General features: G+C 70.6%; 27 protein-coding genes. 13 read left to right on the top strand and 14 right to left on the bottom strand.

Translation table 11 applies throughout. The features are described from left to right. Positions 1-41 precede the first annotated feature (41 nt). The 6 genes from AA23TX_RS23460 to AA23TX_RS23435 all read left to right on the top strand — a co-directional run bounded on the left by AA23TX_RS23460 (position 42) and on the right by AA23TX_RS23435 (position 5079). Entirely contained in the window at positions 42-437 is a 396-nt protein-coding gene (locus tag AA23TX_RS23460) for a YciI family protein (RefSeq protein ID WP_155545018.1), read from the top strand. After that, positions 437-1648 carry an RNA polymerase sigma factor gene (locus tag AA23TX_RS23455; protein WP_155545017.1) on the top strand — a complete coding sequence of 404 codons (1212 nt, stop codon included), beginning with the start codon at positions 437-439 and terminating at the stop codon, positions 1646-1648. The genes AA23TX_RS23460 and AA23TX_RS23455 overlap by 1 nt, the downstream gene beginning before the upstream one ends. Before the next feature lie 42 nt (positions 1649-1690). Then, positions 1691-2461 (top strand): maleylpyruvate isomerase family mycothiol-dependent enzyme, encoded by a 771-nt coding sequence (locus tag AA23TX_RS23450; RefSeq protein ID WP_155545016.1) that lies wholly within the window; start codon positions 1691-1693, stop codon positions 2459-2461. A 96-nt stretch (positions 2462-2557) separates the two neighbouring features. After that, positions 2558-2986: a MarR family winged helix-turn-helix transcriptional regulator gene (locus tag AA23TX_RS23445; RefSeq protein ID WP_155545015.1), complete on the top strand. Its 429-nt coding sequence runs from the start codon at positions 2558-2560 to the stop codon at positions 2984-2986. A gap of 41 nt (positions 2987-3027) precedes the next feature. Beyond that, on the top strand, positions 3028-3603 hold the full coding sequence (locus AA23TX_RS23440) for a PadR family transcriptional regulator (protein ID WP_155545014.1): 576 nt from the start codon (positions 3028-3030) through the stop codon (positions 3601-3603). A gap of 9 nt (positions 3604-3612) precedes the next feature. Continuing rightward, a complete protein-coding gene (locus AA23TX_RS23435; protein ID WP_155545013.1) occupies positions 3613-5079 on the top strand; it encodes an FAD-dependent monooxygenase in 1467 nt (488 codons plus the stop codon). A gap of 199 nt (positions 5080-5278) precedes the next feature. Here AA23TX_RS23435 and AA23TX_RS23430 read toward each other — a convergent pair whose 3' ends face one another. Next, positions 5279-5800 carry a GNAT family N-acetyltransferase gene (locus tag AA23TX_RS23430; protein WP_439328774.1) on the bottom strand — a complete coding sequence of 174 codons (522 nt, stop codon included), beginning with the start codon at positions 5798-5800 and terminating at the stop codon, positions 5279-5281. Between the two features lie 135 nt (positions 5801-5935). Between AA23TX_RS23430 and AA23TX_RS23425 the strand changes: the two genes are divergently transcribed. Together AA23TX_RS23425 and AA23TX_RS23420 are read left to right on the top strand one after the other, a co-directional pair. Then, positions 5936-6901, top strand: coding sequence for a chitinase (locus AA23TX_RS23425; protein WP_155545011.1), 966 nt, complete (start codon positions 5936-5938; stop codon positions 6899-6901). An 80-nt stretch (positions 6902-6981) separates the two neighbouring features. Continuing rightward, positions 6982-7776 (top strand): TRADD-N-associated membrane domain-containing protein, encoded by a 795-nt coding sequence (locus tag AA23TX_RS23420; protein ID WP_155545010.1) that lies wholly within the window; start codon positions 6982-6984, stop codon positions 7774-7776. A gap of 12 nt (positions 7777-7788) precedes the next feature. On the opposite strand, the gene AA23TX_RS23415 is transcribed toward AA23TX_RS23420, so the two are convergent. From AA23TX_RS23415 to AA23TX_RS23385, 7 genes are all read right to left on the bottom strand, one after another. After that, positions 7789-8619 carry a LysR family transcriptional regulator gene (locus tag AA23TX_RS23415; protein WP_155545009.1) on the bottom strand — a complete coding sequence of 277 codons (831 nt, stop codon included), beginning with the start codon at positions 8617-8619 and terminating at the stop codon, positions 7789-7791. A gap of 16 nt (positions 8620-8635) precedes the next feature. Next, positions 8636-9016 (bottom strand): DUF427 domain-containing protein, encoded by a 381-nt coding sequence (locus AA23TX_RS23410; RefSeq protein ID WP_155545008.1) that lies wholly within the window; start codon positions 9014-9016, stop codon positions 8636-8638. Between the two features lie 63 nt (positions 9017-9079). Next, entirely contained in the window at positions 9080-9844 is a 765-nt protein-coding gene (locus AA23TX_RS23405; protein ID WP_155545007.1) for an HAD family acid phosphatase, read from the bottom strand. Between the two features lie 81 nt (positions 9845-9925). Next, a complete protein-coding gene (locus AA23TX_RS23400; RefSeq protein WP_155545006.1) occupies positions 9926-11092 on the bottom strand; it encodes a class I SAM-dependent methyltransferase in 1167 nt (388 codons plus the stop codon). Next, positions 11093-12058 carry a class I SAM-dependent methyltransferase gene (locus AA23TX_RS23395; RefSeq protein WP_155545005.1) on the bottom strand — a complete coding sequence of 322 codons (966 nt, stop codon included), beginning with the start codon at positions 12056-12058 and terminating at the stop codon, positions 11093-11095. A 4-nt stretch (positions 12059-12062) separates the two neighbouring features. Further along, the gene (locus AA23TX_RS23390) at positions 12063-12842 is read right to left on the bottom strand and encodes an enoyl-CoA hydratase/isomerase family protein (protein ID WP_155545004.1); all 780 of its coding nucleotides are present in this window, start codon (positions 12840-12842) and stop codon (positions 12063-12065) included. A gap of 55 nt (positions 12843-12897) precedes the next feature. Then, positions 12898-13719 (bottom strand): ABC transporter ATP-binding protein, encoded by an 822-nt coding sequence (locus tag AA23TX_RS23385; RefSeq protein WP_196425495.1) that lies wholly within the window; start codon positions 13717-13719, stop codon positions 12898-12900. A gap of 327 nt (positions 13720-14046) precedes the next feature. Here AA23TX_RS23385 and AA23TX_RS23380 point away from each other — a divergent pair, with 327 nt between their 5' ends. Beyond that, the gene (locus AA23TX_RS23380; RefSeq protein WP_155545002.1) at positions 14047-14592 is read left to right on the top strand and encodes a cysteine dioxygenase; all 546 of its coding nucleotides are present in this window, start codon (positions 14047-14049) and stop codon (positions 14590-14592) included. Further along, positions 14589-14984, top strand: a complete 396-nt coding sequence (locus AA23TX_RS23375; RefSeq protein WP_155545001.1) for a rhodanese-like domain-containing protein — start codon at positions 14589-14591, stop codon at positions 14982-14984. Before AA23TX_RS23380 ends, AA23TX_RS23375 begins: the two co-directional genes overlap by 4 nt. On the opposite strand, the gene AA23TX_RS23370 is transcribed toward AA23TX_RS23375, so the two are convergent. After that, entirely contained in the window at positions 14981-15967 is a 987-nt protein-coding gene (locus AA23TX_RS23370; RefSeq protein ID WP_155545000.1) for an LLM class F420-dependent oxidoreductase, read from the bottom strand. The genes AA23TX_RS23375 and AA23TX_RS23370 overlap by 4 nt on opposite strands. 63 nt (positions 15968-16030) lie before the next feature. Then, positions 16031-18556: an alpha-glucan family phosphorylase gene (glgP, locus tag AA23TX_RS23365; protein WP_155544999.1), complete on the bottom strand. Its 2526-nt coding sequence runs from the start codon at positions 18554-18556 to the stop codon at positions 16031-16033. 133 nt (positions 18557-18689) lie between these two features. Here glgP and AA23TX_RS23360 point away from each other — a divergent pair, with 133 nt between their 5' ends. Further along, entirely contained in the window at positions 18690-20123 is a 1434-nt protein-coding gene (locus AA23TX_RS23360) for a neutral zinc metallopeptidase (protein WP_155544998.1), read from the top strand. A 51-nt stretch (positions 20124-20174) separates the two neighbouring features. On the opposite strand, the gene AA23TX_RS23355 is transcribed toward AA23TX_RS23360, so the two are convergent. Beyond that, on the bottom strand, positions 20175-21155 hold the full coding sequence (locus AA23TX_RS23355) for a tetratricopeptide repeat protein (protein WP_155544997.1): 981 nt from the start codon (positions 21153-21155) through the stop codon (positions 20175-20177). Between the two features lie 91 nt (positions 21156-21246). Between AA23TX_RS23355 and AA23TX_RS23350 the strand changes: the two genes are divergently transcribed. Next, positions 21247-21654 (top strand): hypothetical protein, encoded by a 408-nt coding sequence (locus AA23TX_RS23350; protein WP_155544996.1) that lies wholly within the window; start codon positions 21247-21249, stop codon positions 21652-21654. 8 nt (positions 21655-21662) lie between these two features. Here AA23TX_RS23350 and AA23TX_RS23345 read toward each other — a convergent pair whose 3' ends face one another. Continuing rightward, entirely contained in the window at positions 21663-21965 is a 303-nt protein-coding gene (locus AA23TX_RS23345; protein ID WP_155544995.1) for a thiamine-binding protein, read from the bottom strand. A gap of 77 nt (positions 21966-22042) precedes the next feature. Here AA23TX_RS23345 and AA23TX_RS23340 point away from each other — a divergent pair, with 77 nt between their 5' ends. Then, positions 22043-22543 carry a MarR family winged helix-turn-helix transcriptional regulator gene (locus AA23TX_RS23340; protein ID WP_155544994.1) on the top strand — a complete coding sequence of 167 codons (501 nt, stop codon included), beginning with the start codon at positions 22043-22045 and terminating at the stop codon, positions 22541-22543. A gap of 56 nt (positions 22544-22599) precedes the next feature. Here AA23TX_RS23340 and AA23TX_RS23335 read toward each other — a convergent pair whose 3' ends face one another. Both AA23TX_RS23335 and AA23TX_RS23330 read right to left on the bottom strand, forming a co-directional pair. After that, a complete protein-coding gene (locus tag AA23TX_RS23335) occupies positions 22600-22965 on the bottom strand; it encodes a DUF3817 domain-containing protein (RefSeq protein WP_155544993.1) in 366 nt (121 codons plus the stop codon). A 214-nt stretch (positions 22966-23179) separates the two neighbouring features. Beyond that, complete coding sequence (locus tag AA23TX_RS23330) at positions 23180-25594, bottom strand: GH92 family glycosyl hydrolase (RefSeq protein WP_155544992.1); 2415 nt, start codon at positions 25592-25594, stop codon at positions 23180-23182. Positions 25595-25600 lie beyond the last annotated feature (6 nt).

Here is a 25600-nt window from a genome sequence, read left to right as displayed (position 1 = left end):
CCCGTGAACGCGCCACCGGGGCGCCGAAGAAGGAGCCGATCATGGCGAAGTACATGCTGCTGATGAGCTACAGCGGGAGCACCGCGTGCGACCTGCCGATGGGCGAATGGCCGCCGGAGGACATCCGCGCGCACATCGACTTCCAGCACGCGCTCGACGCCGAACTGCGGGACAAGGGTGAGCTCGTCGACGCGCAGGGCCTGGCCGGCCCCGACGTGGCGAAGACGGTGGTCTCCGACGGCCGGACCAGCCCCGTGGTCACCGACGGGCCGTACCCGGAGGGCAAGGAGCTGCTGGCCGGCTACTGGATCGTCGACGTCGAAAGCGAGGAGCGCGCGCTGGAGATCGCGGCGCAGGCCTCGGCCGCACCCGGGCCGGGCGGGGTGCCGATCGGGCAGCCGATCGAGGTCCGCCAGGTGATGAGCGCGCCCGCCTGATGGCCGCCGTCGAGGTCGAGGACCTGCTGCGGACGCTCGCGCCGCAGGTCCTCGGCGTCGTCGCGCGGCGGTTCCGCGACTTCGACGCCGCGGAGGACGCCGTCCAGGAAGCGCTGCTCGCGGCCGCGCGGCACTGGCCGTCCGAGGGGTTGCCGGACAACCCGCGCGGGTGGCTGATCCAGGCCGCCGTCAACCGGCTGACCGACCAGCTCCGCAGCGACCAGGCCCGTCGCCGCCGGGAAGACGCGGCGGCGCTCGAACCACCGCCGCCGGATGTCCCGGATCGCGACGACACCCTCGTGCTGCTGTTTCTCTGCTGCCACCCGGCGCTCACGCCCGCGTCGGCGATCGCCCTGACCCTGCGCGCGGTCGGCGGCCTGACCACGGCCGAGATCGCCGGGGCGTTCCTGGTCCCGGAAGCGACGATGGCGCAGCGGATCACCCGGGCCAAGGCGAAGATCAAGGCGTCGGACGTGCCGTTCCGCCTGCCCGCGAGCGAAGAACGCGAAGCCCGGCTGAGGTCTGTGCTGCACGTGCTCTACCTCGTGTTCAACGAGGGCTACACGAGCAGCGCAGGCGGTCGTCTGCACCGCACCGAGCTGTCCGGCGAGGCGATCCGGCTGACCCGGCTGCTGCACGCGATGCTGCCGGCCGACGGCGAGGTCACCGGTCTGCTGGCGCTGATGCTGCTCACGGACGCGCGGCGCCCGGCCCGCACCGGGCCCTCCGGCGAGCTGGTGCCGCTGGCTGAGCAGAACCGGGCGAAGTGGGACCGTGACCAGATCCGGGAAGGCGTCGCGCTGGTCACCGAGGCGCTCGCCCTCGGCGACGCGGGCGAGTACCGGCTGCAGGCCGCGATCGCCGCCGCGCACGACATCGCGCCGCGCGTCGAAGACACCGACTGGGACCGGATCCTGCGGACCTACCGGCGGCTGGAGCGGCTGACGGACAACCCGGTGGTGACGCTCAACCGCGCGATCGCGACGGCGATGGTGCACGGGCCCGACGCCGGGCTCGCGCTGCTGGAAACCGTCGAGCTGGCCGGGCACCGGCTCGACGCCGTCCGCGCGCACCTGCTGGAGCTGGCCGGGGACGTCGACGGCGCCGTCCGGCACTACGACGCCGCGGTCGCGCGGACGACGAACACCCCGGAGCAGCGGTATCTCCTGACGCGGGCCGCCCGGCTGCGGGAGTCGGGCCGGAGCGGCTGAAAACCCTCCCACGGCGGCCTCGATTCCCACTACGGTGGCCGGGTGAAATCCTTGAGCCACGACCGGCTGGCCGAGGCGCTCATCGCCGAGGCGGAGCTGTTCGGGATGGCGATCGAGGGCGCGGGCCCGGAGGTGCGCGTCCCGACCTGTCCCGAATGGACCCTGCGTGACCTGACCTGCCACGTCGGGCTGGCCTACCACAAGTCGGCCGCGATCATCGCGAGCCGGCCCACGGAGTACGTGCCGTTCGACGCCGTCACCGTCGACGACCCACCGGGCTTCGACGCTCTCGGCGACTGGCTCGTCGACGGCGCGGAGCGGCTCGTCGAGGCGGTGACCGACGTCGGCCCCGAGACGCCGACGTCGACCTGGACGCCCGATCGCCGCGCCGGTTTCTGGACGCGCCGGCTCACCCACGAGACCGTCGTGCACCGCGCGGACGCCGCGTTCGCGACCGGCGAACCGTACGAAGTCGACGGCGATCTGGCCGCGGACGGGATCGCCGAAGGCCTCGACCTGGTGGCTGTCTTCTCGAAGCTGGAGCACCCGGCGCTGGACCGGACGTCGCTGCGCGGCACCGGCGAGACCCTGCTGTTCCGGGCCACCGCACCGGATCTGGCCTGGCTCGCCCGGCGGACACCGTCGGGCGTCGAGGTGAGTCTCGAGCAGGCCGACGCCGACGTCGTTGTCGCGGGCCGCGCCGCCGACCTGCTCCTCGCGCTGACCGGGCGCATCGCCGCGGACGACCCGCGGTTGACGATTTCCGGCGACGCGGGACTGTTCCGGCACTGGCGGGAGAACACGAAGTTCTGAGGGCCCGGCGACGGTCGCGTTGATGGCGGTATCGACGCGAGTCCGCCGCGATGTCAGGATCCTTACCCAAGCAGCAGGATGTGTAAGGTTCCTGTCATGAGTCAATCCCGGACCGGCGATCGACCCGGTTACCTGATCAAACGCGCCCAGCAGGCGCTCAACCAGGCCTGCACGGACCGGCTGCGGCCACTGGAGCTGTCGATGTCGCAGTACGCCGTGCTGCGCGCGCTCGACGACCACCCGGGCGCGTCGTCGGCCGAACTGGCGCGGATCACGTTCGTCACCCGGCAGTCGCTGCGGGACGTCCTGGGCGGACTGCGGTCGGCGGGACTGGTCACCGTGGCCGAGCAGGCGAGCACGGGCCGGGCGCGACCGGTGGCACTGACGACGTCCGGCCGCACGAAGCTGCGCGCCGCCGAAGAGCTGATCACGCGGGTCGAAGAAGAGATGCTCGGCGACCTGTCGGCGGATCAGCGGCGCTACCTGGCGGACCTGCTGCACACCTGCGTCGGCAACCTGACTTGACGGCCGTCATATAGTCGGTTCCGACTGATAGGGAGCGACTAGTGCCACCTCGCAAGATCCGCAACACCCTCGCGCTGGCGTTGCTCGGCCTGCTGCTGGAACGGCCGATGCACCCGTACGAAATGGCGTCCACGCTGCGCGAACGCTTCAAGGACAGCAGCTTCAAGATCAACCCCGGCTCGCTCTACGACACCGTGGAGTCGCTGGCGAAGCACCGCTGGATCGAGCCCGTCGAGACGGTCCGGGAGGGCAACCGGCCGGAGCGGACCGTCTACGCGCACACCGAACTCGGCCGCCAGGAGTTCATCGCGTGGCTCGACGAACTCGTCCGCGAGCCGGTCGCGGAGTACCCGAAGTTCGTCGCGGCGGTGAGCTACCTCGGCGCGCTCGGCCCGGAGCGCGCCGCCGCCGCGCTGGAGGAACGCGCGCGTCACCTCGCCGACCGCATCGACGGCGCGAACAAGGCCCTCGACGAGACCGTCGGCCAGGGCGCGCCGAGGCTGTTCATGATCGAGGTCGAGTTCGTCCGGCACGCGTGGCAGGCCGAGCTCGGCTGGGCCCGCGCCACCGCCGCCGAAATCCGCTCCGGCTCCCTGCCCTGGCCCGACCACTCCTGAGGGGAAATCGTGCTCGAGACCGATGTGCTCGTCGCCGGCGCCGGCCCGGCCGGCTTGCTCCTGGCCGCGGAGCTCGCGTTGGGCGGCGTCCGCACCACGATCGTCGAACGCCATCCCGTACGGCCGCCGTACTGCCGCGGCTTCAACCTCAACTCGCGCTCACTGGACCTGCTGGCCCGCCGCGGGCTGGCCGCGGGCCTGGTCGCCGAGGGCCATCGGGTGCCACACGCGCCGGTCACCGGCCTGCCCGGGCCACTGCAGCTCACCGACGCGGCGACCGATCACCCGTTCTCGCTGGGGATCCCGCAGACCCGCGTCGAGGAGGTCCTGGAGGAGTGGGCCGCCGACCTCGGCGTCGACATCCTGCGGGGTCACGAGCTGCGGTCGTTCACGCAGTCCCCGGAAAGCGTTTCCACAGTAGTCCACAATGGACGATTCGGCCGGACGATCACCGCGCGCTTCCTGGTGGGGTGCGACGGCGGGCGCAGCGAGGTCCGCAAGCAGGCCGGGATCGGCTTCCCGGGTGTCGACGCGCGCTGGTACGCGCTGCTCGGCGACGTCGAATGCGAGCTGCCGTACGGGGTTTCGGCCGGCCCGGACGGCCGCACGGTGTTCGTCATCCCGCGGCCGGGGTACGTCCGGGTCGTGGTGCGCGAGGATGACCCACCGGCCGACAAGTACGCGCCGGTGACGCTCGAGCGGCTCCAAGCCCAGGTGGACGCGGTGCTCGGCCGGCACGTGGAGCTTCGTTCACCGCGTTGGCTGACGCGTTTCGGCGACGCGGCCCGCCTGGCGACGCACTACCGCGAAGGCCGGGTCCTGCTGGCGGGCGACGCGGCGCACATCCACCCGCCGGCCGGGGCGATCGGGGTGAACGTGGCTTTGGACGACGCGTTCAACCTGGGCTGGAAGCTCGCGGCGACGGTGCGCGGGACGGCGCCGGAGGGGTTGCTGGACACGTACCACGCCGAGCGCCACACGGCGGGCGAGCGGATCCTGGCGAACACGCGGGCGCAGGTGGCGTTGGACGAGGCTCCGGACGAACCGCTCGCCGACCTGATGCGGCGGGTCGCGGCGCACCCGGCGGGGAACCGGGCTTTGGCGGAGATCATCACCGGGTTGGACGCGCGTTACGAGCCGGGCGGGCATCCGTGGCTGGGGCGATTGGCGCCGGATGTGCCGCTCGTCGTGGGTGCGACCGAGACGCACTTGGCCGCGTTGCTGCACCCGGGGCGGGCGGTTTTGCTGGATTTGACGGGCGTTTTTGGCGCTTGGTCGTCGGCGGTGGAGGTGGTCGCGGCTTCGAGTCCGTCCACTTCGGACATCGACGCGGTGCTGCTGCGGCCGGACGGGCACGCGGCTTGGGTGGGCACACCGGGGGCGGGCGACGAGGGGCTCGCGGAGGCTGTGCGCCGTTGGGTGGGAACCAACCCCGTTCCGGCGGTCTCCAGCGGTCTGCCGGCCGGCGGCGAGTGACTGTGCCCTGATCCCGGGCAACGGTCCGGGGCGACGAGGGCCTCGCGGAGGCTGTGCACCGCCGGATCGGCACCACCGCGGCCCCCGCCCTTCCCTGGGGGGCGTCCCCGAGTCCAGTCTATCGGTGGGGTGGGTCGAAACCGCCGGATCGCGCGGCAAGCGCTCGAGTTGTCCACATTCGGGCCGGCCTGGGGACAGGTCAGTGCGGGCGATCCAAGACTGCCCGCTGCTCGACCCTTCCCTCCAGCGTGAACCGGCTGTGCGGGGTGAAGCCCAGCTTCTCCACCACCCGCGCCGATGCCTTGTTCGCCGGCTCGTACACCGCCAGCAGACGATCCGTGAAACCTGATGAAAAGACGAATTCGCGGGCCGCCGTCGTCGCCTCGGTTGCGTAACCACGGCCCCAGCCCGATGGTGCTATCCACCAGCCCATCTCCACCGCCGGCAACCCCAAGCCGGACTCCGTGGGGCTGCGGTGGACCAGCGATACCACTCCATCGAACGAGCCCGGGGCAGCGGACACCGCGAACCAGCCGAATTCGTGCGTCGCCCAGTGGGCGAGCGTGGCCTGGTGCTTGGCCCGGGTGTACTCGGGGGTCCACGGCTCGCCGGTTCCGACATACCGGACCGTCTCCGGAATCTGGGCCAGCGCGAACAGCTCGTCGAAGTACTCCTCGGCCCACGAGTGGAGTGTGAGCCGTTCCGTGGTGATCAGCACCATCGGAATCCTAGGCCGTCCGTCACCGCCGGTCACGAGGGTAGCCCGTTCAGCCTATGGTCCGGACCACATTAATGGTCTATACCAATTAAGTCCGGAAATCCCCGCCGCCGCGCTCGTCGTCGTGGAGGTTCCACCATGCGTCTCCGTTCCCTGCTGGCCGGGCTGGCCGGCCTCGCGCTCGTGAGCACCGGGCTCGGCGCTCCCGCCGAAGCCGCCGCCGGGTCGCCGATCCCCGTCGGGCCCTACGTCGACATGGGTGCCTGGCCCACCCCCAGTCTCTCGGCGATGTCCGCTGCCAGCGGCGTCAAGGGCTTCACACTCGCCTTCGTCAACTCCTACGGCTGCAAGGCCAGCTGGTTCGGCGCCTACGACCCGCGCACCGCCTGGCAGAAGGACGAAATCACCAAGATCCGCAACGCCGGCGGTGACGTCAAGATCTCCTTCGGCGGCGCGTCCGGCATCGAGCTGGCCCAGGCGTGCAGCACCTCCGCGCAGGTCGCCGCCGAGTACGACGCCGTCGTCAAGGCGTACGGCCTGAAGTACGCCGACTTCGACATCGAGGGCGCGGCCGTCGCGGACCCGGCGTCGATCGCCCGCCGCTCTCAAGCCCTCAAAACCCTCCAGAACAACAACCCGGGCCTGAAGATCTCGCTGACGCTGCCGGTCCTGCCGAACGGACTCGACGCGAACGGCGTCAACGTCGTCAACGCGGCCAAGAACGCGGGCGTCACCCTCGACATGGTCAACATCATGGCGATGGACTACTACCAGGGCGCGGGAGACCAAGGCGCGAAAGCGATTTCCGCGGCGAAGGCCACCCAGGCGCAGCTGAAGTCCATCTTCGGGCTCAGCGACGCGGCGGCGTGGAAGAAGGTCGGCGTGACCCCGATGATCGGCGTCAACGACTCGCAGAACGAGATCTTCTACCAGAAGGACGCGAAGGCGCTGGTGGCGTTCGCGAAGACCGTCCACCTGGGCATGCTGTCGTTCTGGGAGGCCGGCCGCGACGCCAACGCGTGCACCGGCGCGCTCTACAAGTGCACCAACGTGCCGCAGTCGAAGTACGAGTTCGCGAAGATCTTCGCCGGTTACACGGGCTGACGTACCACCGGGCGGCGTCCGCGAGCAGTGCGTCCCGCACGGCCGTGGGCCCCGCCTGGTCGGGGTTCCAGCCTGCGGTGGTGGCCGGTAACGCGCCCCCGCCGCGGCTCGACTACTGGACCATGCCCACCGCGTCCCCTGGCTTGCCCGACGAACGTCCCGGCCGGCGGTTGCCCCCGTTGGCCCGCGTCATCGCCGCGGCGGTGACCGCCGGAGTCGTCGCGGCGTGCGCCACCTACATCTTCAAAACCACGTCGGACTTCGGGAAACAAATCTCCGTGTCCGTTGCCTGCGCCAGTCTTGTCCTGGCCATCGGGAGCCTCGTCGTCACCATGAAGCCGATGCTCACCGCCGAAGAGAACCATGCGAAGGCGGTGAACTACGAACGCGAACGGCTGCGGCTGCTCACAAGCTCCGACTCGACCCTTGCCGCGACCGTTCCCCAGGATGTCCGATTCACCACGTTGCTCATCGAGTACTACGCGCATGGCCTGGTCGAGGCGCGCAGCAGCTCCGCGAGCAGCCGCAGGTCGTCCTGGCTCGGCATGTCGGTCATCGTGATCGGAGTCCTGCTCGCCGTCGTTTCCGGTACGAGCGAAGTGCTCGGGAACGGCGTGCAGATCTCCCTGATCGTGAGCGCTTCCGGAGTCGTCACCAACGCGGTGGGCATTTTGTTCCATCGCCAAGCCAACAAGGCACTCGCCCACATGGAGAAGCAGACGTCCAGCCTGCAGAAGGACATGTGGTCGGACCAAGGGCGGGCCGTCGCCATCGATCTGATCGACCGTGTCTCGAGCCAGGAGCTACGCGACAAACTGCTCGCCGACGTCGCACTTGAGCTGGCGAACGCCGGTTCTCGCACGGTCGAGCCGTGAGCGGGATCCGGTTCACCAGCGGGCGGCGTCCGCGAGCAGTGCGTCCCGCACGGCCGCGGGCCCCGCCTGGCACGGCTCGGTCCGCGTGACCGCGAAGAGCGTGTTGATCGGCGGCTCCTCCGGGTCGAGCAGGGCGATCAGCGAGCCGGAAGCCAGCTCGGCCGCGCACAGGTACCGCGGGAGCACGCTGACGCCGTATCCGGCCAGCACGCACGTCAGCACCCCGCGCAGGTCCGGAACCACGACCGAAGGCCCCGAAGGTGGCCGGGTGCCGAACACCGAACGCCAGTAGCGGCGGATGATCGGCAGGTCCTCGGCGTACGCCACCAGCGGTGCGGTGCGAGGGTCGCCGGAAAACCCGCGGGGGCCGACCAGGACGAACTCCTCGTCGGTCAGCGGGGTCGCCGTGAGACCGCGGCCACGGGGCCGGATCGTGGAGACCACCAGGTCGAACCGGCGTTGCGAGAGACCCGTGAGCAGGTCGTCGGCCAGGCCGAACGTCACCCGCAGCTTCAGCCCGGACGTGACCAGGCCGGTCAACGCGGGCAGCACTCGCAGCGTCATCAGCTCCGCCGGGCCGGCCAGGTGCACCGGCGCGGTGAAGGGGTCGGCCTCGCCGAAGGTCACGGAAGAAAGCGCGTCGACGTGCGGGGCGATCCGGGCGGCCAGTTCGTCGGCCGCCGGGGTCGGGGTCACGCCGCGGGCGCGCCGGACGAACAGCTGCCGGCCGAGCTGCTCTTCGAGGGCCTTGACCTGCGCGGTCACCGTCGGCTGGGACAACCCCAGCGACGGCGCCGCGCCGGTCAGCGATCCTGCCCGGTGAACGGCCAGGAACGTCCTCAGCAGGTCGAGGTCCAGCTCAGTCCTCGATCAGCTCGATCGAGTCCACGACGTTCGGGTAGAACGCGACGTGGTCCTTGATCGCCGCGACCGCGTCGTACGGCTTCTCGTACGTCCAGATCGCGTTTTCGGCCTTCACGTCACCGGCGTTCAGGCTGTAGTAGTTGCTGTCGCCCTTGTACGGGCAGTACGTCTCGTGGTCGGTCCGCTCCAGCAGGCTGAAGTCGACGTCCGCCCGCGGGATGTACTGCGCCGCCGGGTAGTTCGACTCCTGCAGCGTCAGCGCGTTGCGGCTGTCGGCCACCACGCGCCCGCCCGCCTTGACCACCACGCGCGCCTTGGTCGGCTCGACGGTGATCGGGTGGTCCGGGCCCGGGACCAGCACCTTCTTCTCCGGCATGTCAGCTCCTCGAAAAAAGTCGTGTACTGGGAGCAGCACCCGGGACCCGGTGGTTATTCCACCTCAGGGCAGGTAGTACATCGGGTTCGGCAGCTTGGTCGGGTGCAGCGCGTAGCCGCCCTCGAGGTCGCTGAACTGGTCACCGACGTTCAGCACGATCTTCGCGCCGGTCGCCTCGATGTGCGCCCGCGTGCCCGACTTGTACTGGACGGTGTTGCAGGTCAGACCACACGGCAGGTAGTCCGGCGCGGTCACCTTCGGCTTGAAGAACGCGTCCGCCGGGGCCGGGTAGCCCTCGTTGGCCAGGTTCTTCAGCGACTGCGGGCCCTGCAGCTCGTTGCGGCCGGTCAGGAAGTACAGCTTGACGCCGTGTTGCACGGCCCAGTTGGCCAGCGCCAGCACCGGCTTGTTCGCGACGAACGTGCCGTTGTCGATGGCCTGCTGCTGCTTGACCGGGTCGAAGCCGAAGTCGTTGTCGGCCTCCCAGCCGTAGGTGATCTCGGAGGTGTCGTCGACGTCCAGCACGATCGCCGGGTTCTTGACCTTGCCGAGCTGCTGCTGCAGGTAGCGCTTCGCGTCGGCGACGATGCGGTCGGTGTCCTTCACGAACCGGCTGGTGTCGGAGTAGTGGTGCTTGCCGGCGGCGTCGAGGTAGTCGCCGTAGTAGGCCTTGACGTCGTTCTTGACCTGGCCGATGTTGGCCGGTTCCTTCGACCGGGCGGCGGTCGCGTCGTCCGAGCCGGCGAGCGCGGTGGCCCCCGAGACGACGGTGGCGCCGATGGCCGCGGCGGCGGCGAGCTTGACGAGACCTGACCATTTTCCGGACACGGCGACCCTCCAGTGGAAACTTGACGACCCGGGGAACCTACGTCACGTTCACCCGGAGTTCCACCCCTCGAAAGTTTCCGTTCACTTTGGCCGTTCGGCCCGGCAGACGAACGCGACGGGCGAGCGCCCGATTCGCGTCAGCACCACCGAAGCTTCCGCACCACCACGGGGTTTCAGCCGCCGCCGCAACGCGTCCGGGTCGACGTCGAGGCCGCGCACCAGGATTTCCAGGCGGCCGACGTCGTGTCGCTTGAGGACGGACTTCAGCGCTTTCTCGGTGTAGGGCCCGTGCTCCAGGACGCGGAAGGCCCGCACGCCCGGCGGCGGGGTGTCACCGGTCAGGTACGCGATGCGTTCGTCGAGCTGCCACAGCCCGTGCCGCGCCGCGTAGTGGCGGACCAGGCCGGCCCGGACGACGGCGCCGTCGGGGTCGACGATCCACTCCCCCGGCTCCCGTGTGGGCAGTTCGTCCGGTTCGGCGTCGGTGACCGTCCACTGTGTCCCGTCCGAGCGCAGCACGGTCGCCCGCCGGGTGACGCCGGTGCCGAGCCCCCGCCACAGGCAGGACTCGCGAACCTGGCCGTCGAGCGAGACCAGCTCGACCTCGTCGGCCCACGGCGTGAGCGCGAAGTCGAGGCCGGGCGCGCACTTCACGGACAGGGCCCGCCCCGGATAGGCCTCGACCAGCCCGTCCAGCGGTGGCGCGAAGTCCGCGGGCTTCCACGCCCGTCGTCCCGCGGAGTCGCGGCGAGCCGGGTCGGCGACGACGACGCCCGCGCGGCTCACCGGACGCAGAGCGTCGGCTCGGGCCAGTCCGAACGCGACGCCGGCGGTGGTTCCGTTGTGCCGGGCCATCTCCAGCCGCACCGGGTCCAGATCGGACCCGAGCACGCGCCGCGCCACCCGCGCGATCTCGACGAGGTCCGCGCCGACGGAACACGTGACGTCGTGGACGTCGAGCCCGGCCAGCCGGGCGGCCCGGTGCCGCGCGACAGGCGTGGCACTCGCCTGCTGGAGCGCGTCCGAAGTGAACAGCCAGCCGTCGGAGTCCACTTTGGACACGGCTTTCCGGCGCAGCAGCACGGTTTCCAGCACAGCGCTCGCGTAGTCCTCGCCGACCAGGCGGCGCACGGCGGCCACGGACGCGATGCGATCGGTCAGCGGCAACGACGAAACCTCGGCGAGCGCCGCCTCACCCGCGCCGGAGCGCAGGTAGGCGACGTCGCCGAGGCTGAACGAATAGCCCACTCAGGACGGCCGCTTGGTCCCGGTGATCATCACGTTGTAGAACAGCTCACGCGGGAGCACCTTGGAGAGCAGCTTCTTGTCCACAGCGGACAGCCGCAGCCACAGCTTGTAGGCGAACAGCCGCCAGCGGACGGTCAGCTTCTCCTGCGGCACCGCGGCCTCGAACGTCCGGATCGGCCAGCCGGCGAGCGCCGCGGCGAACTCCTCGGTGACGGCGTGGACGTCCTGCGCGCCGGCCCCGCGGGCCCACGACTCCAGCTCCGAGGGGTCGAAGGTGTGGATGTCGACCACGGCTTCCAGCGCGGCGGCGCGGGAGGACTCGTCGAGCTCCTCCTGCGGACGGCGCCAGCCGCTCAGCGCGGGCAGCTTCGTCACGCGGGTCGTCAAGAACCAGGTGAACTGGCCGAGCTTGCGGGCGTAGAAGTCGCCGATCTTGGTCGGCTCGCCGGCGAAGACGAACCGGCCGCCCGGCTTGAGCACGCGCAGCACCTCGCGGAACGCCGCCTGGACGTCCGGGATGTGGTGCAGCACGGCGTGCCCGACGACGAGGTCGAAGGTGTTGTCCTCGTACGGGATGCGCTCGGCGTCGGCGACCCGGCCGTCGACGTCGAGGCCGAGCTTCTCGGCGTTGCGCAGCGCGACCTGGACCATGCCGGGCGAGAGGTCGGTGACCGAGCCCTTCTTGGCGACGCCGCCCTGCATGAGGTTCAGCAGGAAGAACCCGGTGCCGCTGCCCAGTTCCATCGCGTGCTGGTAGGGCTGGCCGTCCTCGCCCGCGACGGCGTTGAACACGTCGGTGGCGTAGGAGATGCAGCGCTCGTCGTACGAGATCGACCACTTCTCGTCGTAGGTGCCGGCTTCCCAGTCGTGGTACAGCACGTTCGCCAGCTTGGGGTCGGCCCAGGCCGCTTGGACCTCGTCGGCGGTGGCGTGCGGGTTCGGGGCCGGGTCGTTCACGTCGGTCAAGGCGTCATTTCCCTTCGAAGGTGGCCTTGCCGGGCCCGTTTTCGATGAACGACTTCATGCCGTTCCGCTGGTCTTCGGTCGCCCAGAGGGCGGCGAACAGGTGCGATTCGAGCTTGAGCCCGTTCGCGAGGTCGGTGTCGAGGCCGCCGTCGATGGCCGCCTTCGCCGCGCGCAGCGCCACGGCCGGGCCGTTCGCGAACTGGGCCGCCCACTTGTGCGCCGCCGCGTAGACGTCGTCCGGGGCCACGACCTGGTCGACGATGCCCAGCGACAGGGCCTCTTCGGCCTTGACGAACCGTCCGGTGTAGACGATGTCCTTGGTCTTGCTCGGCCCGATCAGGCGCGCCAGGCGCTGGGTGCCGCCCGCGCCGGGGATGACGCCGAGCTGGATCTCCGGCTGGCCGACCTTGACGTTGTCGCCGGCGACCCGCCAGTCCGCGGTGAGCGCCAGTTCGAGGCCGCCGCCGAGGGCGTACCCGGTGATGGCCGCGACGACCGGCTTCGGGATGTTCGCGATGGCCGCGAGGGTGCCGGTGAGGGTGGCGCCGAACTTCGCGATCTCCGGGTAGGTGCGGGTGGCCATCTCCTTGATGTCCGCGCCGCCGGCGAAGGTCTTTTCGCCGCCGTAGAGGATCACCGCGCGGACGTCGTCGCGCTCGGTGGCCTCCTTCGCCAGCTCGGCGAGTTCGGCGGTGACCTGGGCGTTCAGGGCGTTGACCGGCGGCCGGTCGAGCCGGATCGTGCCGACCCCGTCCTTGACTTCAAGGGTTGCGAACTCTCCCACGCCCATCCTCCTCGTTGACGATCTGCCAGCACGCTACCGGCGGGTAAGCGACAGCTTAGCGACGGCGGGCGAAGAAGCGATCCCCGGAACGCTCGAGCACGAGGTCCTGGTCGAACGTCTTCGAGAGGTTTTCGCTGGTGATGACGTCGTCGACGAGCCCGGACACCACCGCGTGGCCGTCGCGCAGGAGCAGCGCGTGGGTGAACCCCGGCGGGATCTCCTCGACGTGGTGGGTGACCAGCACGAGCGCCGGTGCGTCCGGGTCGAGGGCCAGCGCCGAGAGGCGCGCCACCAGGTCCTCACGGCCGCCCAGGTCGAGCCCGGCGGCCGGCTCGTCGAGCAGCAGCATCTCCGGGTCGGTCATCAGCGAGCGGGCGATCAGCGCGCGCTTGCGCTCGCCCTCGGACAACGTGCCGAAGGTGCGCTCGGCGAGGTTCCCGATGCCCATCGCTTCCAGCAGCTCGGTCGCGCGGGCGGTGTCGAGGGTGTCGTACTCCTCACGCCAGCGGCCGAGCACCGCGTAGCCGGCGCTGACCACGACGTCCTTGACCAGCTCGTCGCCCGGCACGCGCTGGGCGATGGCCGCCGAGGTGAAGCCGATGCGCGGACGCAGGTCGAAGATGTTGACCCGGCCGATCCGCTCGCCGAGCAGGTCCACCTCGCCGGTGGTCGGGTGCAGCTCGGCCGCGGCGAGGCGCAGCAGGGTGGTCTTGCCCGCGCCGTTCGGCCCGAGCACCACCCAGCGCTCGTCCAGTTCCACGGACCAGTCGAGGCCGGCGAGGAGGTCGTTGGTCCCCCGGCGGACGCCGACACCGGCCATCCGGACCACGAGATCGTCAAGTTCGCTGGGCTGGATCGGCTCGCTCACGAAGCCCATTCTGTCTGCCGACGCGCGCGCGTGCGCACCCGCCCGGGCGAGACGGCGAACCGGCTGGTCGGAGCGTGTCCACGACGTGGAACGGCGCACACCGGAAGTGCCGTGCGCCACGCGGTTGTGGCAGGATCGGCAGCATGTCAGCCGACGTGCACGCCACCCCCGTCACCCGGGGCTCGTTCTGGCGCCGTCGTGCGATCGACCTGCTCCTCGTCGCTTCGGCCGGGTGTACGCGGGCGCGGCTCCGCTGATCCCTCGCGCCGTGACGGGCGGGTGCGGTGCCGCGCTGGTTCGCGTCCCGATCACCTTCGCGTCCGAGGAGCACCCGCGTTGACCACTTCGATCACCCGTCCCGCCGTCGAGATCCACCCGCAGCTGACCGATCCGCTGCTGCCCGAGCTGCTGCACCCGTCGCGGCTGCTGTGGACCCCGCGTGAGCTGGCGGACCTCACCGCCACCGTGACCACCGAGCTGACCGCGAGCGTCAAGAACATCCTGCGGTTCGACGACGACCGCCGCTGGTGGGCCCGGCTGGCCCTGACCGACGGCGTCGAGCTGTGGCTGCTGTCGTGGCTGCCCGGCCAGCACACCAAGCCGCACGACCACGGCGGCGCGTCCGGCTCGTTCACGGTCCTGCAGGGCGAGCTGGGCGAGGAGTACCGCTACCCCGGCGGCCCGATCCGGCGCCGCACGCACGTCGCCGGCGAGGGCATCGGCTTCGGCGCCGGCCGCGCCCACCAGGTCACCGGCATCGGGGACGCGCCCGCGGCGAGCGTCCACGCGTACTCGCCGCCGCTGGTGCCGACGCGGGAGTACGCGACGCTCGCCGACGTCCCGGCCGAGATCCCGCCGCTACCGGTTATCGTCCGGGGATGAGCGCCATCGATTCGTTCCTGGAGAAGGCCCGGTCCGGATTGGACCGGGTCGCGCCGCCGCGGGCCCTCGAACTGCAGGAGGCGGGCGCGCTGCTCGTCGACATCCGTCCCCTCGCGAACCGGCAGGCCGAGGGCGAGATCCCGGGCTCGGTGGTCGTCGAGCGGATCCACCTGGAGTGGCGGCTGGCGCCGGACAGCGAGTGGAAGCTGCCCTCGGTGACGCCGGACACGACGGTCGTCGTGCTGTGCAACGAGGGCTACTCGTCGAGCCTGGCCGCGGCGGACCTGCAGCGGCTCGGGTTGCGCAACGCGACGGACCTCGAAGGCGGCTTCCGCGCCTGGGCGGCCGCCGGCCTCCCGGTGGAGACCGGCGGCAGCCCCGCGGTGCCTTAGGCCAGCGCCGGGGCGACCTTTTCGGTGAACAGGTCGATGCCGGAACGGTCGTACGCGGCTTCCGGGAAGTTGAAGATCGCGTAGGACATGCCGAGCTCACCCAGCGCGGCGAGCTTTTCGGTGACCTGCTCGGGCGTGCCGGTGGTGGGGCTGTTCACGAAGACGCCGTGCCACCGCTCCGCCGCGTCCGCCGGCGCGTACTTGTCGAGGTGGGACTTGAGCCAGGCCAGCTTGTCCTGGACGTCCTTCTCCGTCTCGCCGATGACCACGTTGTGGTTGACCGAGCGGACGATCGCGTCGAAGTCGGTGCCGACGTCCTTGCAGTGCTGCGCGAGGATCTCCGACTTGCGGGTGAACGTCTCGGGGTCGCCGGCGAAGTTCGTGTACCTCGCGTACTTGGCGGCGATCTTGAGCGTCTTCTTCTCGCCGCCGCCGGCGATCCACAGCGGGATGCCGCCTTCCTGCGGCGGCAACGGGCGCAGGATCGCGCCGTCCGTCTGGTAGTGCTTGCCGTCCAGTGTGGACGTGCCGGTGGTCCAGAGGTCGCGCATGATCTGCACGCCCTCGTCCAGCTGGCCGAGGCGCTCGCCGGCGCTGGGGAAGCCGTAGCCGTAGGCCCGCCACTCGTGCTCGTACCAGCCGGCGCCGATGCCCATCTCGACGCGGCCGCCGGCGATGGTGTCGGCCGTGGCGGCGACCTTCGCCAGGTAGGCGGGGTTGCGGTACCCCATGCAGGTGCACATCTGGCCGAGGCGCACGGTGTCGGTCGCGGCGGCGAACGCCGAGATCAGCGACCAGGCCTCGTGCGTGGCCTCCTCGGTCGGGACGGGCACGGTGTGGAAGTGGTCGTAGACCCAGATCGATTCGAAGGGCCCGGCTTCCGCGTGCTTCGCGAGGCCGAGCATGGTCTTCCAGTGGTCCGCGGGATCGATGCCGGCCAGGTCCAGCCGCCACCCCTGCGGGACGAACATTCCGAAGCGCATGCGTTCAACTTAACGCCGCCCGTGCCCTGGTGCGCAGCGATTTCGAGGTGGAGTAACTCCAGGTCAGGCCAGCACCACGCGGGCCAGTTCGGCCGGGGCCGCCAGCAGGCCGTGCTTCGGGAGCACCCGGACCGTGTACCCGATCGACCCCGGCCGCGGGAGCTTCAGCCGGGCCGCGAACGCGCCGATGCCGTCCGCCGTCATCGGGACGGTCACCGCGTCGCGCAGCTCGTCGTCGTCGCCGACCCGGCCGACCACCGCCTGGATGTCCACTTCGGACGGATCGAGGCCCGCCAGGTCGATGCGCGCCCGGATCGTCACCTCCGTGCCGACGACCAGCGGCTCGGTCGCCTCGACCTGCAGCTCGGAGTCGAAGATCCGCAGCCGCGGCCACGACACCTCCAGCTTGGTGCGGTAGTCGGCCAGCGAGAGCGCGCCGCGGTAGCCGTCGCCGGTGGCCGCCGCGACCATGCGGGACGCCGGCAGGTAGCCGTTGTCGACGTACTCGCGGACCATCCGGGACGCCTGGACCCGCGGGCCGAGCGTCTCCAGCGTGTGCCACACCATCGACAGCCAGCCGGTCGGCACGCCGTCACCCGACCGGTCGTAGAACAGCGGGGAGATCTGCTGACCGAGCAGCTCGTACAGCGCCGCCGCCTCGAGGTCGTCGCGGCGCAGGGGGTCGGTGACGCCGTCCGCGGTCGGGATCGCCCAGCCGTTGCTGCCGTCGTAGCACTCGTCCCACCAGCCGTCGCGGATCGACAGGTTCAACCCGCCGTTGAGCGCCGACTTCATCCCCGACGTCCCGCACGCTTCGAGGGGCCGCACCGGGTTGTTCAGCCAGACGTCGCAACCGCGGTAGAGGTACCGGGCCATCGACATGTCGTAGTCCGGCAGGAAGACGATCCGGTGTCGCACGTCCGCGCCGTCGACGAACCGGACGATCTGCTGGATCAGCTGCTTGCCGTTCTCGTCGGCCGGGTGCGACTTCCCGGCGACGACGACCTGGATCGGGCGGTCGTCGTCGAGCAGCAGCGTGCGCAGCCGCTCGGGGTCGCGCAGCATCAGCGTCAGCCGCTTGTACGTCGGGACGCGACGCGCGAAGCCCACGGTCAGCACGTCCGGGTCGAACACCGAGTCCACCCAGCCCAGCTCCAACGGGGACGCGCCGCGCTGCAGCCACGCCGCCCGCACCCGGCGCCGCACCTCGAACACGAGCTTCTCGCGCAGCTCGCGCCGCAGCCCCCACAGCTGGGCGTCCGAAACGCCGTCCCGCAACGGCCCTTCCCCGACGTCGAGACCCCATTCGCGGCCGAGCAGCGTGCTCAGCTCGCGCGCCACCCACGTCGGGCCGTGGACGCCGTTCGTCACCGAGGAGATCGGCACCTCGTCGTGGTCGAACCCGGGCCACAGCCGCGAGAACATCTTCCGCGTGACGCGCCCGTGCAGCCGGGAGACGCCGTTCGCGCGCTGCGCCAGCCGCAGGCCCATGTGCGCCATGTTGAACAGGCCGGGGTTGTCTTCGGCGCCGAGCGCGAGCACACGCCGCGGGTCGATGTCGGGCACCAGCCGCCCGTCGTTGAAGTAGCGCTGGACCAGGTCCACCGGGAACCGGTCGATGCCCGCGCTGACCGGGGTGTGCGTGGTGAACAGCGTCCCGGCGCGGACCGCGGGCATGGCCTCGTCGAAGGCGAGGCCGTCGGCCTGGACGATCTCGCGGGCGCGTTCGAGGCCGAGGAAGCCCGCGTGTCCCTCGTTCGTGTGAAACACCATCGGCTGCGGGTGGCCGGTCAGCTCGCAGTACTTCCGGACCGCGCGGAACCCGCCGATGCCGGCGAGGATCTCCTGGCGCAGCCGGTGGTCGGCGTCGCCGCCGTAGAGCCGGTCGGTGACGCCGCGCAGGTCGTCGTCGTTGGCCTCGGTGTCGGTGTCGAGCAGCAGCAGCGGCACCCGCCCGACGCGGGCCTGCCAGATCTGCGCGCACAGCTCGCGCCCGCCCGGCATCGCGACCCCGATCAGCACCGGCCGTCCCCCGGCGGTGAGCAGTTCGAGGGGGAACGCGTTGGGGTCGATCACCGGGTAGTGCTCGACCTGCCAGCCGTCCAGCGACAGCGACTGCCGGAAGTAGCCGTTGCGGTAGAGCAGCCCGACGCCGATCATCGGCACGCCCAGGTCGGACGCGGCCTTGAGGTGGTCGCCGGCCAGCACGCCGAGGCCGCCGGAGTAGTTCGGCAGCGCTTCGGTGACGCCGAACTCCATCGAGAAGTAGGCGACCGCGGGCGGGAGGTCGTCGTCACGCTGCTGGTACCAGCGCGGCTCGGACAGGTAGTTCTCCAGGTCCGCGGCCGCGTCCCGGGCGCGGGCGAGGAAGTCGTCGTCGACGGCGAGCTCGTCGAGGCGCGACGGCGGCAGCGCGGTGAGCATCCGCAGCGGGTCGCGCACGGCGTTGAACAGCTCGGCGTCCATCGACGCGAACAGGTCGCGCGTCGGCGGGTGCCACGTCCAGCGCAGGTTGGTGGCCAGCGCGCCCAGGCCGGACAGCGACTCGGGAAGGCTGGCGCGAACGGTGAACCGGCGGACTGCACGCATGGGAAGCGACGATATCGGGCCGCGGCCCGACCTGCGCAGGAGGAGTTCGGGGATAACGTGCACGCCCCGCGTATGCCCTGGGTATGGTCCTGGCCAGTCGGTTACGGGCGGTTCGGGAGTGGAGCGAGTGAAGATGACCTCAGGGGGAGGACGGCGCGCGCTGGTCGCGTTGCTCGCGGTCGCGGCGGTCGCCGTGAGCGGGTGCAACAGCAAGGACGGCGCCACGGGCGACCCCAGCAAGGACACCGGCGCCGGAGCCGTCGCCGGGCTGCCGGTGACGCACTTCGAGAGCGGCCTCAAGCCGGACGCTCCCACGCCGGGCATCGAAGTCAAGAACGCCGCCGGCAGTGAGGACGACAAGCTCGCCACCGCGGCGATCGACGACATCCAGACGTACTGGGGCGAGCGGCTGCCCGCCGACTTCGGGCAGCAGTTCGAGCCGGTGAAGTCCCTGCTGTCCTACGACTCGCAGACCGACACCGAGAAGACCGGCTGCGGCAGCGTCAAGAAGCTCGTGAACGCGTTCTACTGCTCGGTCGACGACTCGGTGGCGTGGGACCGCGGCGTGCTGCTGCCGATGCTGCGCCAGCGGTTCGGGCCGATGTCGGTGGTCGTCGTGCTGGCGCACGAGTTCGGCCACGCCGTGCAGTACCGGCTCGGTGACAAGGCCAACATGACCAAGAGCACCCCGACCGTCGTGAAGGAGCAGCAGGCCGACTGCTTCGCCGGCGGGTACTTCCGCTGGGTCGCCGAAGACAAGAGCAAGTACTACCGGGTGTCGACGTCCGAAGGCCTGAACCAGGTGATGGCGGCGATGTTCCTGATCCGCGACCAGGCGGGCACCAGCGGCGCCGACCGCGGCGCGCACGGCACGGCGTTCGACCGCACCTTCGCGTTCCAGACCGGGTTCGAGAAGGGCCCGAAGGAGTGCGCGGCGATGAACACCGAGAACGTCAAGGCGCGCCTCACCGAGCGCCCGTTCGACGCGGGGGACAAGGGCAAGGGCGACGCGAAGTTCAACGCTCAGGCCGTGGACCTGCTGAAGAAGAGCCTCGACGAGGCGTTCAAGGGCGCCGGGGTGGCCGCGCCGGAGATCGCCGACGGCGGCAGCTGCCAGACCACGCCGCCTGCGTCGTACTGCCCCGGCGACAACACGGTGGCCATCGACCTGGCGAAGCTTTCGCAGCTGGCCCAGCCGATCGACCGCGAAGCCGAGATGAAGGGCGACGACCCGGGCGGCATGGGTGACTTCGCCGCGTTCTCGGAAGTCGCTTCGCGGTACGCGCTGGGCATCCAGAAGGGCGTCGGCGCGTCGATCGACAACGCGAACGCGGGGCTGCGCACGGCATGCCTGGTGGGAGCGTGGGCGGCGTTCACGAACCGCCCGGGCGACCTGCGGCTGTCGGCGGGCGACCTCGACGAGGCGATCGCGGACCTGCTGCAGCCGGAGAGCCTGATCTCGGCGGACGTGAACGGGAAGCGCCCGGACAGCGGTTTCGACCGGGTCGAGTCGCTGCGGCGGGGGTACCTCGAGGGGTCTTCGGTCTGTTCGAAGCAGTACGCGTGAGTTCATGAGAAAGGCCCCCCACCGCGTGGTGGGGGGCCTTTCTCATGAGTCCTAGAAGAGAGCGCTAGCCAGGTCGCGGCGGGCCTTCATGACGCGGTCGTCAGCCGGGTCGAACAGGTCGAACAGGGCCACCAAGTGCTCGCGGACCTTGTTGCGGTCGTCGCCCGCCGTGCGGCGGACCGTGTCGATCAGGCGCTTGAAGCCCGCCTCCACGTTGTTCTCCGCGATCTCCAGGTCGGCCGCGTCGAGCTGGGCCGCCAGGTCGGACGGGTCAGCGTCGGCCTTCGCGCGGGCCTCCGGGTCGGCGCTCTCCGCGCGGGCGGTGAACTTGACCTGGGCCAGGGCGTTCTTCGCCAGCTCGTTCGCCGGCTCGACGTCGAGGATGCGCTCGTACGCCGCCTGCGCCGCGGCGAAGTCGCCTCGCTCGAACGCCTCTTCCGCCTCGGTGAAGCGCGGGTCCTCGGGCTCCTCGACCGGGCCGGCGCCGTTGGCCTCGGCCTCGCGGATCGCCGGGAGCTTGTCGCGCAGGGCGTCGAGCAGCGCGTTGATCCACTTGCGGATCTCGGGCTCGGGCAGCGCGCCGGAAAACGCGTCGACCGGCTGGCCGCCGCCGATGGCGACGATCGTCGGGATGGACTGCGCGCCGAACAGCTGCGCGATGCGCGGGTTCGCGTCGACGTCCACCTTCGCGACGATCCAGGCACCGCCGGACTCCGCGGCCATCCGCTCCAGCACCGGGGACAGCTGCTTGCACGGGCCGCACCACTCGGCCCAGAGGTCGACGATCACCAGCTGGTGCAGGGACCGCTCCACGACCTCGGCCTGGAAGGTGGCCTCGGTGACATCGATCACGGCCTCGGACGAACCCGGGGCGGACGGCGGCGGGGCGTCGCCTCCGGACGGGCCGGCCGGCGGGGCCGGCTGCCTGTGCGCCGTTTCGGCGCGGGCCTTGAGCGCGGACAGGTCGACCGCGCCGGAAAGGGCGGCGGACAAGGCCGCTGACTTCGCTGCAGATCCGCGTGGTTGGGTCACCTCTCCATCCTGGCACGCGCGCCGGAGCGTTTCACCGGGTGCCCGGCCGGTCCGCTTGGCAGGACGGCGCCGCTGGGGCAGGCTCGGCCGGGTGCACATCCGGCGTGACGTGAAGGTGGGCCTGTCGATCGTGGCCGCCGTCGCCTGGATCGGCGCGGTGACGCTGCTCATCGTGCACGAACCGGACCCGGGCGCCGGCTCCCCCGGCGAGCTGCGTGACCGGCTGGCCTCGGCGCTTTCCGGGCACGACGCCGACGCGTTCGCGGGCCTGCTCGACTACCCGGGTTCCGGCGGCGGCGACTTCGCGAAGGACTACGTCACCGTGCTGGCGGACCGCGGCGTCCACGACGTGCGCGTGGAGCTGGGCCCGGACGCGGCGGCCCCGGCCCGCGCGACGATCACCGGCGCCCTCGGCGACGGCACGCCGTTCAGCTACCCGCTGAACGTGACGAGCGAAGACGGCCGCTGGACGGTCGCCTTCACCCCGCCCCTCCCCTGACCGGTCCGTCAGGAGTCGCGCAGGTGGGCTTCGACGCGGTCCACCTTGGCCTCGAGCTGACCTTCGAAGCCGGGCCGGATGTCCGCTTTCAGGACCAGGCCGACGCGCGCCGAGCCCTCCCCCGCCGCCTCGACCGCGCGCTTCACGACGTCCATCACTTCGTCCCACTCGCCCTCGATGTTGGTGAACATCGCGTTGGTCGAATTGGGCAGCCCCGAGTCGCGGACGACCTTGACGGCGCGGGCGACGGCCTCGCTCACCCCGCCGTCGGGCTCGCCGCCGGACGGGCTCACGCTGAACGCGACGATCATGTCGGAAGTCCCTTCTTCGGTGTTCTTTCCGCCGGTCGGGCGACACCCGCCGGTACCCGCTGGTAACTTCGCGTGTCATGAACCGTCCGCTGCCGTTCGACCCGATCGCCCGCGCGGCACAGCTCTGGGAGGCCCGGATCGGGCCCTCCGGCACCATGGCCGCGGTCACCGGCGTGATGCGGGTCCAGCAGATCATCCAGTCCGCGGTGGACGGCGCGCTCAAGCCGCACGGCCTGACCTTCGCCCGGTACGAAGCACTGGTGCTGCTCACCTTCGCCCGCAGCGCCAGCCTGCCGATGCGGGTGATGGGCGAGCGGCTCCAGCTGCACCCCACCAGTGTCACCAACATAGTCGACCGGCTGGAGAAGGACGGGCTCGTGAAGCGCGTGCCGCACCCGACCGACCGGCGCACGACGCTCGTCGAAATCACCGACGAAGGCCGGAAGCGGCGCGAGTCCGCGACCGTCGCCGTCAACGACATCGGCTTCGGGCTGACCGGGCTCACCGAGCGGCAGACCGAGCAGCTCACGGACTTGCTGACGAAGGTGCGCCGCGCCGCCGGCGACTTCACGGAATAACCGGCCGAAAGCAGAAGGGCCCGCACCGGAGTGCGGGCCCTTCTCACATATCGGGATCAGACGGCGACGGGTTCCTGGACCTGGAACAGGCCGACACCGCCGTGGGTCAGCCGCTGCGGGCCGTCGAGCTTGCCGTTGCGCAGCGCCCACTTCTCGAACAGCCACGTGAACAGCGGCGGGATGCTCGCGAGCAGGGCGAGGACCAGCGTCTTCGGGCGCCAGCCGAGCGGCTTCGCCACGGACAGGGAGACGACCACGTAGAGGACGAAGATCACGCCGTGCACCATGCCGATGACGGGCACGCCGCCCTCACCGGAAGAGTGGACGACGTACTTGAGGAACATCCCGACAAGCAGCGCCGCCCAGGAAAGGGCTTCGGCGACTGCGGCCACGCGGAAAACTAGAGCGGCCTTGCTGGACACTTCTTCCTCCTGTGGGGTCTCACCACTGTGGTTGTTGCGCAAAAAACGCCCGACGCACCGTCCAAGGCGGACTGCCTGTGGACGTCAACGGCGCTGTCGGACGTGCTGATACCAGTGTGAGGCGTGATGGCCCTCACGGGAACACCGGGGCCCGTGACGATGCTCACGACCGTGGTCCACTGTGGTCTGAACCACGGTCGTGAGCGTCGGTTGTCTACTCCGAGCAGGGCGAAACCGGCGCGGACGCCGGTGACGTCCCCCACGTCGCCGTCGCGGCGTCGGTGGTCAGGCGGAAGTCGAGCGTCGTGCCACGCTCCAGCTGGTCCACGTTGACGTACACGCGATCACTGGCGCGCGACTCGACCTTCAGGCCCGAGACGTACTGCAGCTTCGAGCCGTCGGCGCCCGGCGCGTTGATCGTGATGTCGCGGCCGTTCTCCAGGTGCAGCACGGACTTCGCGAACCGCGGCGCGTTCAGCACGAAGTTCCCAGTCCCTGGGACGGCGGGATAGAGCCCGAGAGCACTGAATACGTACCACGCCGACATCGTGCCGAGGTCGTCGTTGCCGGTGACGCCGTTGGGCGCGTCGGTGAACAGCGTGTGCGCCGCCCGCACGACCGTCGACGTCTTCGCCGGCTGCCCGGTGAGCGCGTACATCCACGGCGAGTGCAGGTCCGGCTCGTTGTTCGGGTTGTAGCGGAACTGGTCGTAGTAGTCGTACGGGCCGACGACCCAGTTCTCACGGACGGCCGTCGCCGGGTTCTTCACCAGCTCGTCGTAGGCGAAGAAGTCGTCGAGCCGCTTGCCGGTGGCCGCCGGGCCGCCCATGCGCCGCACGAGCCCGGGGACGTCCTGCTGGACCAGCCACTGGTACTGCCAGGCCGTGCCCTCGTGGAAGCCGTCCTGGCTCTGCGGGCTGTACGGCTTGTCGGCGGGGGTGAACCAGTCGCCGCCCGCGACCTTCGGCCGGAAGAAGCCGGTGAAGCCGCGGTCGGTCTGCGTTTCGTCCCAGAGCGTCCGGTAGGTCCGGCCCTTCGCCTTCAGCGCGGCCGCGTCGTCCTTCTTGCCGAGTGCGGCCGCCATGACCGACAGCGAACAGTCACCGAGCGCGTACTCCAAGGTCGCCGACGCGCCGTGGTTCGGGTCGGTGTCCTGGCCCTTCTTCGGGAAGTCCGGGTCGTACTGGACGAACCCGTCGGCCTGGTAGCTCGCGTTGCCCGAGCGACCCTGGAACGGCGAAGACGCGGGCGGGATCTGCGTCGAGTTCTGCAGCAACGCCTGGTAGGCGCGCATTTCGTTGCCCGACAGCGCGCCGAACCGCCAGAGGTCGACCAGGAACGGCGTGACCGGGTCGCCGGTCATCGTGTTCGTCTCCTGGCTCGCGTACGCCCACCGCGGCAGCCAGCCACCCTGGTCGTGGATGGCGAGGATGCTCTTCGCGACGTCCTTCGCCCGGTCCGGCCGCAGCAGCGCCAGCAGCTGGTTCTGCGTGCGGTAGGTGTCCCACAGCGAGAAGAAGTCGTAGTAGGTCCAGCCGACCGCGCGGTGGATCTTCTTGTCGAAGCCGTAGTAGCGGCCGTCGGCGTCGTTGGCGGTCAGCGGCTGCAGCAACGCGTGGTACAGCGAGGTGTAGAAGACCGTGCGGTCGTCTGTCGAGCCGCCCTTGATGTCCACAGTGGACAGCTCGTGCCGCCAGGTGTGCTGGACGTCGGCCTTGGCGGCGTCGAACGACCGGATCTTCTCCGCCGCCAGGTTGACCCGCGCGCCCTGCGCGTCCACCTGGGAGATCGCGGTGGTCGCGGTGACCTGGCTCTGACCGCCGAACGTCAGCCAGGCGCCGCGCAGACCGGCGCCACCCTCCGACTCGCGACTGCCCGGCGTGCCGCCGGTCGACGACCACGTGCCCGAGGACTTGAACGGCTTGTCGAACTTCGTGGTGAAGTACGTCGTGTAGGCCTTGCCACCGCAGAACGCCTGCGACTCCACGGTCCCTTCGACGGTCCGGTCGTCGACGACGCGGATGCTGCTGCCCGTCACGGGTTCCTTGTCGTTGGCCTGGCCGACGTTGACGAAGACGTTGGCATCGCCGGGTTTGGTGAAGGTGTACCGCTCGACGCCGGCGCGGGTGGCCGCGGTCGTCTCGACGTCGACACCGCCGTAGCCGGTCAGGTGGACCTTGTAGTAGCCGGGCTTGCCGACCTCGCCGTCGTGGGTGAACGGCGCCGCGTACCGCTTCTGGTCGAATGTTCCAGGCGCACTCGTGTCGAAGGCCTTGCCGGGACCGATCTCGCCGGTGGTCGGCAGGGTCGAGACGAGGCCGCCCTGCTCCCAGCAGCCCGCCCCGGAGAGGAAGAAGTGGCCGAAGCCGCGGATCGCGGTGTCGGTGTAGCGGTAGCCGGCGTAGTGCGAGGTGATCGGGCTGACCTGCGTCATCCCGAACGGCGCCGAGGCGCCGGGGAAGGTGTTGCCCTCGTCCTGCGTACCGATGAACGTGTTGACGGCGTCGAAGGCGTCCCCGCCCGAGGCCGAAGCGACGGCGGGACTCACCCCCGTCGCCACCACGGCGAGCGTCAACGCGCCCGCCAGGACCTTGCTCTTCACTGAGCTTCCTCCTGCCAACGATGTCATCCCCCG

The organism is Amycolatopsis camponoti (assembly GCF_902497555.1).
Taxonomy (GTDB): Bacteria; Actinomycetota; Actinomycetes; order Mycobacteriales; family Pseudonocardiaceae; genus Amycolatopsis; species Amycolatopsis camponoti.
Note: the sequence above shows the minus strand (reverse complement) of the source record. Positions and strands in the feature narration are given on the sequence as shown.

Bases quoted from the DNA above. Each gene is read 5' to 3' on its own strand.
- AA23TX_RS23375 (WP_155545001.1), top strand. From the start codon at position 14,589: ATGAGCGCCATCGATTCGTTCCTGGAGAAGGCCCGGTCCGGATTGGAC.
- AA23TX_RS23330 (WP_155544992.1), bottom strand. From the start codon at position 25,594: ATGACATCGTTGGCAGGAGGAAGCTCAGTGAAGAGCAAGGTCCTGGCG.
- AA23TX_RS23345 (WP_155544995.1), bottom strand. From the start codon at position 21,965: ATGATCGTCGCGTTCAGCGTGAGCCCGTCCGGCGGCGAGCCCGACGGC.
- AA23TX_RS23430 (WP_439328774.1), bottom strand. From the start codon at position 5,800: ATGGTGCTGATCACCACGGAACGGCTCACACTCCACTCGTGGGCCGAG.
- glgP (WP_155544999.1), bottom strand. From the start codon at position 18,556: ATGCGTGCAGTCCGCCGGTTCACCGTTCGCGCCAGCCTTCCCGAGTCG.
- AA23TX_RS23410 (WP_155545008.1), bottom strand. From the start codon at position 9,016: ATGCCGGAGAAGAAGGTGCTGGTCCCGGGCCCGGACCACCCGATCACC.
- AA23TX_RS23370 (WP_155545000.1), bottom strand. From the start codon at position 15,967: ATGCGCTTCGGAATGTTCGTCCCGCAGGGGTGGCGGCTGGACCTGGCC.
- AA23TX_RS23460 (WP_155545018.1), top strand. From the start codon at position 42: ATGGCGAAGTACATGCTGCTGATGAGCTACAGCGGGAGCACCGCGTGC.
- AA23TX_RS23445 (WP_155545015.1), top strand. From the start codon at position 2,558: ATGAGTCAATCCCGGACCGGCGATCGACCCGGTTACCTGATCAAACGC.
- AA23TX_RS23455 (WP_155545017.1), top strand. From the start codon at position 437: ATGGCCGCCGTCGAGGTCGAGGACCTGCTGCGGACGCTCGCGCCGCAG.
- AA23TX_RS23385 (WP_196425495.1), bottom strand. From the start codon at position 13,719: ATGGGCTTCGTGAGCGAGCCGATCCAGCCCAGCGAACTTGACGATCTC.
- AA23TX_RS23360 (WP_155544998.1), top strand. From the start codon at position 18,690: ATGACCTCAGGGGGAGGACGGCGCGCGCTGGTCGCGTTGCTCGCGGTC.
- AA23TX_RS23340 (WP_155544994.1), top strand. From the start codon at position 22,043: ATGAACCGTCCGCTGCCGTTCGACCCGATCGCCCGCGCGGCACAGCTC.
- AA23TX_RS23425 (WP_155545011.1), top strand. From the start codon at position 5,936: ATGCGTCTCCGTTCCCTGCTGGCCGGGCTGGCCGGCCTCGCGCTCGTG.